9 protein-coding genes and 3 tRNA genes are annotated in these 14,800 nt (G+C 30.2%); 9 read left to right on the plus strand and 3 right to left on the minus strand.

What is annotated here, in order from left to right; translation table 11 throughout:
* Together ABY298_RS05560 and ABY298_RS05565 are read left to right on the plus strand one after the other, a co-directional pair.
* The gene (locus ABY298_RS05560; RefSeq protein WP_372745020.1) at positions 1-816 is read left to right on the plus strand and encodes an enoyl-ACP reductase; all 816 of its coding nucleotides are present in this window, start codon (positions 1-3) and stop codon (positions 814-816) included.
* 303 nt (positions 817-1,119) lie between these two features.
* Positions 1,120-2,070, plus strand: coding sequence for a glycosyltransferase family 2 protein (locus tag ABY298_RS05565; protein ID WP_372745021.1), 951 nt, complete (start codon positions 1,120-1,122; stop codon positions 2,068-2,070).
* Between the two features lie 68 nt (positions 2,071-2,138).
* Here the strand turns inward: ABY298_RS05565 and ABY298_RS05570 are convergent, their stop codons facing one another.
* A complete protein-coding gene (locus ABY298_RS05570) occupies positions 2,139-4,682 on the minus strand; it encodes an ATP-dependent Clp protease ATP-binding subunit (protein WP_372745028.1) in 2,544 nt (847 codons plus the stop codon).
* Between the two features lie 258 nt (positions 4,683-4,940).
* On the opposite strand from ABY298_RS05570, the gene gyrA reads away from it, so the two are divergent.
* The gene (gene gyrA, locus ABY298_RS05575) at positions 4,941-7,463 is read left to right on the plus strand and encodes a DNA gyrase subunit A (protein WP_372745022.1); all 2,523 of its coding nucleotides are present in this window, start codon (positions 4,941-4,943) and stop codon (positions 7,461-7,463) included.
* 28 nt (positions 7,464-7,491) lie between these two features.
* Positions 7,492-8,775 (plus strand): tetratricopeptide repeat protein, encoded by a 1,284-nt coding sequence (locus ABY298_RS05580; protein ID WP_372745023.1) that lies wholly within the window; start codon positions 7,492-7,494, stop codon positions 8,773-8,775.
* 56 nt (positions 8,776-8,831) lie between these two features.
* Here ABY298_RS05580 and ABY298_RS05585 read toward each other — a convergent pair whose 3' ends face one another.
* Positions 8,832-9,602 (minus strand): NlpC/P60 family protein, encoded by a 771-nt coding sequence (locus ABY298_RS05585; RefSeq protein ID WP_372745024.1) that lies wholly within the window; start codon positions 9,600-9,602, stop codon positions 8,832-8,834.
* A 9-nt stretch (positions 9,603-9,611) separates the two neighbouring features.
* Positions 9,612-10,787 carry an acetyl-CoA C-acyltransferase gene (locus ABY298_RS05590; RefSeq protein ID WP_372745025.1) on the minus strand — a complete coding sequence of 392 codons (1,176 nt, stop codon included), beginning with the start codon at positions 10,785-10,787 and terminating at the stop codon, positions 9,612-9,614.
* A gap of 144 nt (positions 10,788-10,931) precedes the next feature.
* Between ABY298_RS05590 and ABY298_RS05595 the strand changes: the two genes are divergently transcribed.
* From ABY298_RS05595 to ABY298_RS05615, 5 genes are all read left to right on the plus strand, one after another.
* Entirely contained in the window at positions 10,932-12,329 is a 1,398-nt protein-coding gene (locus tag ABY298_RS05595; RefSeq protein WP_372745026.1) for a hypothetical protein, read from the plus strand.
* Between the two features lie 38 nt (positions 12,330-12,367).
* Complete coding sequence (locus ABY298_RS05600; protein ID WP_372745027.1) at positions 12,368-14,422, plus strand: HD family phosphohydrolase; 2,055 nt, start codon at positions 12,368-12,370, stop codon at positions 14,420-14,422.
* A 100-nt stretch (positions 14,423-14,522) separates the two neighbouring features.
* Positions 14,523-14,606 (plus strand) — tRNA-Ser (locus tag ABY298_RS05605).
* 14 nt (positions 14,607-14,620) lie between these two features.
* Positions 14,621-14,695 (plus strand) — tRNA-Pro (locus ABY298_RS05610).
* Positions 14,696-14,725: 30 nt separating this feature from the next.
* A tRNA-Arg gene (locus ABY298_RS05615) sits at positions 14,726-14,799 on the plus strand.
* Position 14,800 lies beyond the last annotated feature (1 nt).

Below are 14,800 nucleotides of genomic sequence, written 5' to 3' on the forward strand. Positions count from 1 at the left end.
ATGTACAACCTACTTAAAGGGAAAAAGGGAATTATTTTTGGAGCTTTAGATTCAAATTCTATTGCTTGGAAAGTTGCTGAAAGAGCTCACGAAGAAGGAGCACAATTTGTATTGTCAAACGCTCCAATTGCCATGAGAATGGGAACTATAAATGAACTTGCTGCAAAAACAGGTTCGCAAGTAATTGCTGCAGATGCAACATCAGTTGAGGATCTTCAAAATTTGGTAGATAAATCTATGGAAATTTTAGGAGGAAAAATAGATTTTGTATTGCATTCAATTGGAATGTCTATGAACGTTCGTAAAGGAAATCATTATACAAGTCAAAATTACGACTTTACACATAAAGGTTGGGATGTTTCTGCCGTTTCTTTTCATAAAGTTATGTCTGTTTTGTACAACTCAAACGCAATGAATGAGTGGGGAAGTATTGTGGCTTTGTCTTATATGGCAGCTCAACGTGTTTTTCCTGATTATAATGATATGGCTGATAATAAGGCATATTTAGAATCTATTGCACGTAGTTTTGGTTATTTCTTTGGTAAACAAAGTAAAGTACGTGTAAATACAATTTCTCAATCTCCAACTCCAACAACAGCAGGAAATGGTGTGAAAGGTTTTGACGGATTTATTAATTATGCAGAAGAAATGTCGCCTTTAGGAAATGCAACAGCTTTAGAATGTGCAGATTACACTATTACAATGTTTTCTGATTTAACTAAAAAAGTAACGCTTCAAAACCTATTTCATGATGGTGGTTTCTCTAATATGGGAATCAGCCAAAATATTATGCAAGGTTTTATGGATAAAAAATAATTGTAATAATTACAGATTATACAATTTGTAACTTTTACTTTAACATTAAAAAGCGAAGATAATTTTATCTTCGCTTTTTTTTATACCGTTTTTAAAGATTGGTTTAAAATGCGTTATGCTGAACCTAAAATAGTAGCTTATTATATAAAATTAGAATTATGAAAATTTATTTTATAGCCGGCTTTTATGTTTCTTCTTTTTTTTTTGCAAAGGAAATAAATAGTTTAAACTATTAAAAAAGGATACTATTTAGAAAGTTTATTTCATTTTAAAAAATGTAAATTTGTCTTTTAATTAGATTAAGTGAATTTAGAATTTTCCATTATTATTCCTGTTTATAACAGACCTCAAGAAATTAAGGAGTTGTTAGAGAGTTTAACAAAACAAACCTATAAAAAGGCTTTTGAAATTGTTATTGTTGAAGATGGTTCTACACAAAAATCAGATGAGGTTGTAAAACACTATTCTGAGGTATTAAATATCAACTATTTTTTTAAAGAAAACAGTGGAGCAGGGGCAAGCCGAAATTTTGGAATGCAAAAAGCTAAAGGAAATTATTTTATAATATTTGATTCGGATTGTATTATTCCAGCTCCTTATTTAGAGGAAGTTGAAAAGGTGTTAAGCAATAATTTTACCGATGCGTTTGGTGGAGCTGATGCAGCTCATATTTCCTTTACCAATATTCAAAAAGCTATAAATTATAGTATGACATCGTTCTATACAACTGGTGGAATTAGAGGAAGCAAAAAAGCTGTGGATAAATTTCAACCAAGAAGTTTTAACTTTGGATTATCAAAAAAAGCATTTGAAATAACTAAAGGATTTAGCACTATGAAAATAGGTGAGGATATTGATTTATCCTTTAGACTTTGGGAGCATAAATTTGAAACTCAATTTATTGAAAATGCGTTTGTATATCATAAAAGAAGAGCCACATTTAAACAATTTTTTAAGCAAACTTTTGCTTTTGGAAAAGGACGACCTGTTTTAAATAGAAAATATCCAGAAACTGCAAAAATTACATATTGGTTTCCTAGTATTTTTATTATCGGATTGCTATTTTCTATATTTTGGGCATTCTTAAGTTTTTATTTATTTATTAGTTTTTATGCGGCATACTTTACAATTATTTTTGTTGATGCATATATTAAAAATAATAGTATTACAGTTGCTTTTTTAAGTATTTTAACTACGCTCATTCAATTTACAGGGTATGGTTTTGGATTTTTAAAAAGTAAATTTTTAAATTAATTTCATAAAAAAAAAACTGACTAAAATTTAAAATTTTAATCAGTTTTTTAATAAAAGGAATAAATAATTTATTCTACTTTATCTTTGCCTTTTCCTTTGTTAATTTTAATGGTAAGTTCATTTTTTTCTGAATCTAAATCCATATTTATTGTATCGCCTTCTTTTAATGCAGAATTAACAATTTCTTCAGCCAAAGCATCTTCAATATATTTTTGAATTGCACGTTTTAACGGTCTGGCTCCATATTGTTTGTCAAATCCTTTATCAGCAATATAATCTTTAGCTTCTTTAGTTAAGTTTAATTTGTATCCTAAATCTTCAATACGTGTTACTAATTTTTTCAATTCAATATCAATAATTGAATGAATATCTTCACGTTCTAAGGCGTTAAATACAATTACATCATCAATTCTATTTAAAAACTCTGGTGCAAAAGATTTTTTAAGTGCATTTTCAATAACACTTTTAGCATTGGCATCTGCTTGTGCTGCTTTTGAAGCAGTTCCAAATCCAACGCCAGCTCCAAAATCTTTTAATTGACGAGAACCAATATTGGAAGTCATAATTATAATAGTGTTTCTAAAATCAATTCTTCTACCTAAACTATCTGTAATATGTCCATCATCTAAAATTTGCAATAACATATTAAATACGTCAGGATGCGCTTTTTCAATTTCATCTAATAAAACCACCGCATAAGGTTTACGTCTTATTTTTTCGGTTAATTGTCCACCTTCTTCGTATCCAACATATCCTGGAGGCGCACCAATTAAACGAGAAATGGCAAATTTCTCCATATATTCGCTCATATCAATTCTAACCAATGCTTCCTCGGTATCAAATAATTCACGAGCCAATACTTTTGCTAATTGCGTTTTTCCAACACCAGTTTGACCTAAAAATATAAACGAACCAATTGGTTTGTTAGGATCTTTTAAGCCAACTCTATTACGTTGAATAGCTTTTACAACCTTAGATACAGCATCATCTTGTCCAATTACTTTTCCTTTAATTAAATTAGGAAGTTCATGCAGTCTGTTTGTTTCTGCTTCCGCAACTCTATTAACAGGAATTCCTGTCATCATAGAAACTACTTCTGCAACATTGTCTTCGGTAACTATTTCTCTATTTAGTTTAGAGGCTTCTTCCCATTTTTTTTGTTCTGTTTGCAATAAAGCTTCCACACGTTTTTCATCATCTCTTAGTCTTGCAGCTTCTTCATATTTTTGCCCATTTACTGCAGCAGTTTTATCTTCTTTTATTTTTTCTAACTGAGCTTCAAGATTTAAAACTTCTTTAGGTACAATAATATTAGTGATATGTATTCTAGATCCCGCTTCATCTAAAGCATCAATTGCTTTGTCTGGTAAAAAACGATCAGTCATATATCTGCTTGTTAACTTTACACAAGCTTTAATGGCATCATCAGTATATGTTACGTTGTGATGATCTTCGTATTTATCTTTAATATTATTTAAAATTTGAATGGTTTCTTCTACACTAGTTGGTTCAACTAATACTTTTTGAAATCTACGTTCTAAGGCTCCATCTTTTTCAATATTTGTTCTAAATTCATCTAGGGTAGTTGCTCCAATACATTGAATTTCGCCTCTTGCTAAAGCTGGTTTTAACATATTTGAAGCATCTAAAGAACCAGTTGCACCACCTGCACCAACAATGGTATGAATTTCATCAATAAATAAAATAATATCATCATTTTTTTCTAATTCATTCATTAGTGCTTTCATACGTTCTTCAAACTGACCTCTGTATTTTGTACCAGCAACTAAACTGGCTAAGTCTAAAGACACAATGCGTTTATTAAAAAGAATTCTGGAAACCTTACGCTGAATAATGCGCAATGCTAAACCTTCTGCAATGGCAGATTTACCAACACCAGGTTCACCAATAAGCATTGGATTGTTCTTTTTTCTTCTACTTAAAATTTGAGAAACACGTTCTATTTCTTTTTTTCTTCCAACTACAGGGTCTAAGTTCCCTTCTTCGGCTAAACGCGTTAAATCGCGCCCAAAATTATCTAAAACAGGTGTTTTAGACTTCTTTAAAGGAGTTTTCTCTCCAGGTTTAGATTGTTCAAATGGGTTTGATTTTGGTGAATCGAAATCATCATCTGAAGGATTTTCCGCTTTTGGAGAATTAATTTCTCCATCAAAAAATAGTTGTTTAAATACGTTTTTTACATCTTCGTATGATGCGTCAAAATTTTGCATAAGCTTTGTTGTTGGATCGTTCTCATTGCGTAAAATACAAAGTAATAAATGTGCTGTATTCACAGCTTCACTTTGGTATAGTTTAGCTTCTAAAAACGTAGTTTTTAATGCTTTTTCTGCTTGTCTGGTTAGGTGTAAATTTTTCTTTTCATTAGAAAATACACTTGAAGGATTTGTAGGACTTAAGCTTTCAATTTTTTTTCTTAAATGCTCTAAATTTATTTCTAAATAATTTAATATATCTATTGCTTTACCTTCTCCTTTTCTTAAAATTCCTAACATAAGGTGTTCTGTACCTATAAAATCGTGTCCTAAACGCAAGGCCTCTTCTTTGCTATAAGCAATCACATCTTTTACTTTTGGTGAAAAATTATCGTCCATTTCTTTATGTTTATATGGTAAAATTAACTGATTTTTTTCTTTTTTATGCACAAAAACAAGCCCACTTTTTATTAATTTGATTTTTTAACATTTTTTTAGGTATTAAAATTATTGATAACCAATTGTTTAATAAGTGTTTAAGAGTGTGTTTTATTGTTGATAAAAATTAAAAAAACAACATCTTTTATGACTTATAAAAAAATGAAAAAGTGTATATTGCTACGTTAAATTATGATACTAAAAATAAATTAAAAATATATGGCAGACGGAGAAAAACTGATACCAATTAATATAGAAGATGAAATGAAATCGGCGTACATTGATTATTCAATGTCCGTAATAGTTTCAAGAGCTTTACCAGATGTACGAGATGGTTTAAAACCAGTTCACAGAAGGGTATTATTTGGTATGCACGAATTAGGAATTAAAGCTACAGGTTCGTACAAAAAATCTGCAAGAGTTGTAGGGGAAGTTTTAGGTAAATATCACCCACATGGTGATACTTCGGTTTATGACTCTATGGTTCGTATGGCACAAAATTGGAGCGTTCGTTATATGATGGTTGATGGTCAAGGGAACTTCGGTTCTGTTGATGGTGACAGTCCGGCAGCTATGCGTTATACAGAGGTTCGTATGCAAAAAATATCAGAAGATATGCTTTCTGATATTGAAAAAGATACCGTAGATCACAAATTAAACTTTGATGATACTTTAAATGAGCCTACCGTTTTACCAACACGTATTCCAAACCTTTTAGTGAATGGAGCATCTGGAATTGCCGTTGGAATGGCTACAAATATGGCGCCTCACAATTTAACAGAAGTTATTAATGGAACTTTAGCATACATTGATAATAGAGAAATTGAAATTTCTGAATTAATGAAGCATATTAAAGCACCAGATTTTCCTACAGGTGGAATTATCTATGGGTACGATGGTGTAAAAGAAGCTTTTGAGACAGGTAGAGGAAGAATTGTAATACGTGCAAAAGCAACTATTGAAGAAGTTCAAGGACGTGAGTGTATTATTGTTACCGAAATACCATATCAAGTTAACAAGGCGGAAATGATTAAAAAAACTGCCGATTTAGTTAACGAAAAAAAATTAGAAGGTATTGCAAATATTCGTGATGAATCGGATAGAAATGGAATGCGTGTTGTGTATATTTTAAAGCGTGATGCAATTCCAAATATTGTTTTAAATAAACTGTTTAAATACACAGCTTTACAAACATCTTTTAGTGTAAATAACATTGCATTAGTAAAAGGAAGACCGCAACAATTAAACTTAAAACAATTAATACATTATTTTGTTGAACACAGACATGAAGTAATTGTTAGAAGAACTGAATTTGAACTTAAAAAAGCAGAAGCAAGAGCGCACATTTTAGAAGGTTTAATTATTGCCAGCGATAATATTGATGAGGTAATAAAAATTATTAGAGCATCATCAAATGCAGATGAAGCGCGTGAGAGTTTAATGGAGCGTTTTGAATTAACAGAAATTCAAGCAAGAGCTATTGTTGAAATGCGTTTACGTCAACTTACTGGTTTAGAACAGGATAAGTTACGTGCGGAATATGAAGAAATTATGAAGCTAATTATCGATTTAAAAGATATTTTAGCAAATGAGCCAAGACGTTACGAAATAATTAAAGAAGAATTAATTGCTGTAAAAGATAAATATGGTGATGAGCGTAGATCAGTAATTGAATATGCTGGTGGAGATTTATCTATTGAAGATATGATTCCAAATTCTAATGTAGTAGTTACAATTTCTCATGCAGGTTATGTAAAACGTACTAATTTAGATGAGTATAAAGTTCAAAATAGAGGTGGACGCGGTCAAAAAGGTGTTGCAACCAGAAATGAAGATTTCTTAGAACATTTATTTGTAGGTACAAACCACCAATATATGTTATTCTTTACACAAAAAGGTAAAGTATTTTGGATGCGTGTTTATGAAATTCCGGAAGGAGGTAAAAATTCTAAAGGTAGAGCACTTATAAATTTAATAAATCTTGAACAAGACGATAAAGTAAAAGCTTTCTTAGTAACCGAAGATTTAAAAGATGAAGAATTTGTAAATAGTCATTACATTATAATGGCTACTAAAAAAGGACAAGTTAAGAAAACTCCATTAGAGCAATATTCACGTCCTAGAACAAATGGTATTAATGCTATTACAATTAAAGATGGAGATGAGTTGTTAGAAGCAAAATTAACCAATGGTAACAGTCAAATAATGTTAGCGGTTAAGTCAGGTAAAGCAATTCGTTTTGAAGAAGAGAAAACAAGACCAATGGGTAGAAATGCTTCGGGTGTTAGAGGAATTAGATTGGCTAATAAAAAAGACGAAGTTATTGGAATGATTGCTGTTGATGATGTGAATAGTAATATTTTAGTAGTTTCTGAAAATGGTTATGGAAAACAATCTAGCATAGAAGATTATAGAATTACTAACCGTGGAGGTAAAGGAGTAAAAACAATTAGTATTACCGAAAAAACAGGAAATTTAGTTGCTATTAAAAATGTAACTGATGAAGATGATTTAATGATTATCAATAAATCTGGTATTACAATTCGTTTAGCCGTTGAAGACCTTCGTGTTATGGGACGTGCAACCCAAGGTGTAAAACTAATAAATATTAAAGATAACGATTCAATTGCAGCAGTTGCAAAAGTGCCTCATGAAGATGAAGAAGATATTGAAAACATAGATGGAATTGAGAATGGCACGGAAATTGAAAACAATAATGACGAGAGTACAAATCAAGAATAAATAAGAATAGAATAATAAACCAATTAAAATGAAAAAACAATTTATAATAGTGTCGGCTTTTTTACTAAGTATGACTGTTTTTGGTCAGAAAGACGAAATTAAAACTGCTGAAAAGGCAATAAAATCAAACGATTTTAATACTGCATTAACTGCAATTAACCAAGCTGAAGGCTTAATTTCTAATGCAGATGATAAAACAAAAGCAAAATTTTATTATTTAAAAGGATTAGCATTATATCAAAATGAAGGTGCTCAAATGGATGTAGATAAAACTGCAGCTGCTTTTAATGATTTATTTAACTTTGAAAAAAGCATTAATTCGTTTAAATATACCGATGAAATTAAAGCTTTATCGGGTAAAATGGTAAATGGTATTGCAACTAAAGCATCAAGCCAGTACAGTGCTGCAATTGAATCTAAAGAGCCAGCAGATTTTTCTAAAGCAGCTAAACTTTTTCACCAAGTATACAAGTTAAGCCCAGTAGATACTGTGTTTTTAGATAATGCCGCTTTAATTTACTACTTTGGAAAAGAGTATAAAACATCTCGTGATTTATACCAACAATTGTTAGACATGAATTATACTGGTATTGCTGAAGAATTTGTTGCTACAAATAAAGCAGACGGGAAAGATGTTACTTATCCAGATAAAAAAGCAATGGATTTACAAGTAAAATTAGGAATGGCTGAAAATCCAAGAACAGAAGTTAAAGAATCTAGACGTGAATTAATTTTCAAAAATTTAGCTCAAAATTCATCTGATTTAAATGAAATGGATAAAGCTTTAGAATATATCTCAATGGGAAGACAAGAATTTCCAAAAAGTTATTCTTTATTAATTGATGAAGCAAATATCTATTATAAATTAGGAGATAATGCTAAATTTAAAGAGCGTTTAGAATTGGCTATTGAAATGAATCCTACAGAACCAACCTTGTATTATAATGTGGGAGTTATGAATATGGAACAAAAAAAGACGGATGAAGCAATTAAATATTTTGAAAAAGCAATTGAATTGAAACCAGATTATGGTGATGCTTATAATAATATTGGAGCTGCAATTATAGAAAAAGCTGGTCCAATTATTGAGGAAATGAATAAAAGCTTAAATGATTTTGCTAAATATGATAAATTACAAAAACAACAATTTGCAATTTATGAGAAATCAGTTCCTTATTACGAAAAAGCATTTGAATTAAACAAATCAAGCATAAGTGTTGTTCAAACATTAATGGGTTTATATGAAAACTTAGGAATGGATGAAAAATTAGAAGCTATAAAAACAGTGTATGCTGAATTAAAAGGCGAATAAATTATTTAATATTTATAAAAAAAAAGCTCTCAAAAATTTTGAGAGCTTTTTTTTATTTATATAATTTTTTTAATAACTCTTAATTTATGTGAGTGTTTTTGGTAGTCTATATTAAAAATACCGCTATGATCAATTCTGTCAATTCTAACTTTACCATGTGCGTGGATAATATAGTTATCATTCATTATTATTCCTACATGGGTAATAACACCTTCGCTATTATCAAAAAAAGCTAAATCTCCTGGTTCACTTTCTTCAATAAAACTTAAAACTTCACCTTGTGTAGCTTGTTGCGATGCGTCTCTTAATAATTTATATCCGCAAAGTTTATAAACCATTTGTGTAAATCCGGAGCAATCAATTCCAAAAGCAGATTTTCCTCCCCATAAATACGGCGTGTTTAAAAAGTTATAAGCAATTTCAACAATAGCAGCTTTTGGTAATTTTTCATTAAAAATTTTACCTTCATAAACATAATTTGTATTGTTTATAGTTAATTTTTGTTGCTTATAAAAAGGTAAACAAGATCCCATAGGTATGGTTAAGAAACTTTGATCAGATTTTGTAGCAAAATCTATAATATCAGCCGTTAAAACTGTGACAGAATTCTCAATAGTATTAAAGGTTTCTTCTGAAATTTCTTCATATTGTTTTTTATCAATCCAGCCTTCATAATTATCGAAAGCTATTCTAATTTTACTCCAGTTTTTTCGTGTTTCTAACACTTTAAAATGTTCGCCAAATAGTAATTGCGATACCATTTCACTGGCGTCGTTTGGTTCAATTCTTAAAGGTATAATACTTAAATTACAAATTCCGTAAAGCATACAATTTAATTACATTCGTTCAATAACAATTGCACTTGCGCCTCCGCCACCGTTACAAATTCCAGCTGCTCCAAGTTTTGCATTTTTTTGTTCTAATATGGATGTTAAAGCAATAACTATTCTTGCTCCAGACATTCCTAACGGATGGCCTAAAGAAACGGCTCCTCCATTTATATTTACTTTATCAGGATTCAATCCTAAAATTTTAATGTTAGCCAAGCCAACAACCGAAAAAGCTTCATTTAATTCAAAATAATCTATTTCATTTTGTGAAACTCCTGCATTTGACAAAGCTTTTGGCAATGCTTTTGCAGGTGCAGTTGTAAACCATTTTGGTTCATGAGAAGCATCTGCATAACCTCTTATTTTGGCAATTGGTTTTAAACCTAATTCATTTGCTTTGTCTAAACTCATTAAAACCAATGCAGCAGCTCCGTCATTTAAAGTAGATGCATTTGCAGCTGTAACTGTTCCTTCTTTACTAAAAACGGGTCTTAATGTTGGTATTTTTTCTAATAGTACATTTTTATATTCTTCATCTTCAGAAAAAAGAATTGGATCACCTTTTCTTTGAGGAATTTCAACAGGTACAATTTCATTTTTAAAATTTCCGTTTGCCCACGCAGCAGCAGATTTTTTATAGGATGCAATTGCAAAATTATCTTGATCTTCTCTGGAAAAACCATATTCTGTTGCGCATAAATCACCACAAGTTCCCATGTGTTGTCCATCGTAAACATCTGTTAAGCCATCAACTAGCAAACCATCTTTTACATTAATGTTTCCTAATTTTACACCATTTCTTCCATCAAAATAATGTGGAATACTACTCATATTTTCCATTCCACCGGCAACTACAATAGTAGCGTCTCCGCATTTTATAGCTTGTGCAGCAATCATAATAGATTTCATTCCAGAGGAACAAACTTTATTAATAGTTGTACACGGAACCGTGTTTGGAATTCCAGCAAAAATAGCAGCTTGTTTAGCCGGAGCCTGACCTAATCCAGCAGAAACAACATTACCCATATAAACTTCATCAACAAGTGTTGGATCTAAATTTATTTTATTTAATGCACCTTTAATGGCGATTGCTCCTAATTTTGTAGCTGAAATATTTGCTAAGCTACCTAAAAAACTTCCAATTGGAGTTCTGGCTACGGACACAATAACTACTTCTTTCATATACTTGATTAAATTCAAGTGCGAATTTAGCAATTTTTAAGCAATCTTTTAAATTATGCGTTGGTCTTTATTTATTGTAATAATTATTACTTTGAAGAGCAGTATGTTTTATAAATTTCATGAGAGATTCAAAAACAACTAATTATGGAGGTAAATGAACAATTTAAAAATCATTATATAGCAATAATTGGTGGCTCAATTTCTGGATCCGAAGCTGCTAATATGTTGGCGCAGAACGGATTTAAAGTAGTGGTTTTTGATATGAATAAATTGCCGTACGGAAAAATTGAAGATGGATTACCAAACTGGCATATAAAATTAAGAGATCGGCAAATTGCTGAAATAAATTTAAAATTAGATCACCAAAATATACAATTTGTGCCATTAACTAAAATTGGCGATGCTATTAGTTTTAATGATTTGTTGAAAAATTGGGGTTTTTCGGCCATTATTTTAGCAAATGGAGCTTGGCAAGATAGAGCTCTAGAAATTCCAACAATTGAAAAGTTTATTGATAAGGAAATTGTTTATCAAAATTCATTTATAAATTGGTTTAATCATAAACATGAGTGCGATTATTTAGGTAAAAATTATTTTCTTAAAAATAATACAATAGTTATTGGAGGAGGTTTAGCATCATTAGATGTAATTAAAATTGTGATGATAGAATTGGTTAAAAAGCAATTGTATTTAAAAAAAGGAATTAATATTGATTTATTTACGTTTGAAAAAAAGGGAATAACTGCAATTTTAGAGAAATATAATGTTTCCCTTAATGATCTTCAAATAGAAAAAGCAACATTGGTGTATAGGCGAACGGATAAATTTATGCCGTTAAAATCTCCAAAAGATGATACTAAAGAAAGCAAAGAAAAGGCTCAAAAAGTTTCAGAAAAATTGTTGAAAAAATACGTTGATAAATATCAATTTAAATTTATTCCTTTAGCAATTCCGTTTAGTTTAATTGAAAAAGATAATAAACTTAGTGGTATTGTTTTGCAAAATGTTGAACTTAAAAATAATAAAGTAGTTCCAATTAAAAATAGCTTTCTTACAATTAAGGCTGAAATGATAATTTCATCAATTGGTAGTGTTCCTGAAAAAATTGAAGGGTTAAATTACGAACGTAATTACTTAAAAATGAGAGCTGAAGCAGATTATCAAGTACTTGGGCTTGAGAATGTTTTTGCTATTGGAAATGCCGTAACCGGACGCGGAAATATTCAGGAATCTAAAAAACATGGAAAGCAAATGACAGCGGTTATTATAAATAAACATTTAAAGAGTGATTCTTTTGAAAATTGGTTAAGTAATGAAAATAACCAAATAAGAGAAAAAGTTCAAAAACAATTAAATTCTATAATTGAAGAAATTTCTGTTCAAAAAGCAAAGCCAAAAGCTTTAACTAAAATGATAACAAATAGGATAAATACTATTTATAAAAAAATTGGATTTACAACCTATAAAAATTGGGTTGCAAAAAATACTCCTATAAGATTAGAGGACACCTTAAAAAATAAAGATAATTGCAAATGTTCATAAAATAATTATTGTTATTTTTGAATTGCAAAATAAACTACGTGAAAAACACTATAAATAAACTACTTGTAAACCATTCCTTATTTTATAAAGCACTTTTGTATGTTGCTACAGTAATTTTAGTGGTTTACTTTTTTCCAAAAAGCGGACATTTTAAATACGAATTTCAAAAAGGGAAACCTTGGCAATACGAAAATTATTATGCACCATTTGATTTTGCTATTCAAAAATCGCAGGAAGAAATAGATAAGGAAATTTTAGATACCAAAGAATTTTCAAAACGTTATTTTAATTATAACGAGGAAATTGTTACAAATGTTAAGAGTACAATTACTGAATTAGTTTTGGAATTGGTTGAAGCATCTGAACTTTCAAAATTTGAAAAAAACAATTTAATTGAAAAAACAAATTTAACTATTGATAAAATATATGAATTTGGCTATTTAGAAACTTCTAGTGAGCAAAAAAATGAGCAAACCATTATTACCTTACGTAAAGGAAATAAAATTCAGGAAATTCAACTTCACAAAATATTTTTATCAAACCAAATATTAGATTTTATTAAATCCAAATTTGGGAAACAACCTTATAATGATACTGAAACAGCAGTAATAAATATATTGTATAAAGAGTTAAAGCCAAATGTAAGTTTTGATGAAAGTTTTTCTCAAAAAGTATTAAACGAAAATTTGAGTAAAATATCCTACACAAAAGGTCTTGTTTCTGAAAACGAACGCATTATTTTTAAAGGAGATATAGTTGAAGGGGAAAAGTTTATGGAGTTAAATTCCTTAAAAAATGAATTTGAATCGCAGGTTTGGAGTAAATCTAATTACACCTGGATTGTTTCGGGATATACATTATTGGTAGCATTATCATTTTTAATGATTCTGTTATTTTTAAGGAAATACAGGTTAGATATTTTTGAAAACAACACAAAGGTTACCTTTATATTTTTTAATATTGTTTTAATTATTTTACTAATAACATTTATTGTAAAGTACGATGCTAAATATGTTTATGTTGCACCAATTGTTATTTTACCTTTGGTTCATAAAGCTTTTTTTGATGCAAGGTTAGGACTCTTTACACACGTATTAACAGTACTATTATTAGGTTTTATTGTTCCAAATAGTTTTGAGTTTATATTTTTACAAATAATAGCTGGTATTGTTACAATTTTAACCATTTCTGAGCTGTATAAGCGCGCCAATTTATTTATTTCTGTATTACAGATTACTTTTGTTTATTTTGTGTCTTATTTTGCATTTTCTATTATTCAGGAAGGAAATGTTCAAAATTTGGACCATGAAAAATTTATCTATTTTGCTTTAAATGGAGGTGCAACTTTATTTGTTTTACCACTAATTTATATTTTTGAAAAACTTTTTGGACTAGTGTCTGATGAATCATTGAAAGAATTGTCTAATACAAATTCTAAATTATTAAGAGAATTGGCAGACAAGGCTCCAGGAACTTTTCAGCATTCATTACAAGTAGCTAATTTAGCAGAAGCCTGTGCAAACGAAATTCATGCAAATGCAATGTTAGCCAGAACAGGAGCATTGTACCATGACATAGGAAAAATATTTAATCCAATGTATTTTACAGAAAATCAGCGTACTTCTGTGAATCCGCATAACGAATTGCCACCTAAAGATAGCGCTCAAATTATTATTGATCATATTATTAATGGAGTAGAGCTGGCAAAGAAAAATCATATTCCAGATAGAATAATTGATTTTATTAGAACTCACCATGGAACAACATTGGTATATTATTTTTATAAAAAGGAAGAGCAAAATGTAGGAGGAAAGGTTGAATTAATTGATTTTCAATACCCAGGACCCATTCCATTTTCAAAAGAAACAGCCATTTTAATGATGTGTGATTCGGTTGAAGCAGCATCAAAAAGTATAAAAGAACCAAATTCTCAATTAATAGATGATTTGGTAGAACGGATTGTAAATAAGCAAATGGAGGAGGGACAATTTATGAATGCTGATATTACTTTTAAAGAATTACAAACCATTAAAAAGGTGTTAAAGAAGAAGTTAAAGAATATTTATCATTTAAGAATTGAATATCCTGAATAGATAAGTGAAAATAATATAAAAAAAAAGTAAAAAAATGTTGTGTAAATGTAATTGTAATGCTACATTTGCACTCGCAAAAATAAGTTCATAAACATATTTAGGAGAGGTGCCGGAGTGGTAACGGAGCAGATTGCTAATCTGTCGACGGGTAACTGTCGCCAGGGTTCGAGTCCCTGTCTCTCCGCTTTTTTTATTTTTCGGGGTGTAGCGTAGCCCGGTTATCGCGCCGCGTTTGGGACGCGGAGGTCGCAGGTTCGAATCCTGCCACCCCGACAGATAACCTGGATTATTTATAATCCTAATGGTCGCGTAGCTCAGCTGGATAGAGCATCTGCCTTCTAAGCAGACGGTCACAGGTTCGAATCCTGTCGCGATCAC

This window comes from Lutibacter sp., from assembly GCF_041596795.1.
GTDB lineage: Bacteria > Bacteroidota > Bacteroidia > Flavobacteriales > Flavobacteriaceae > Lutibacter.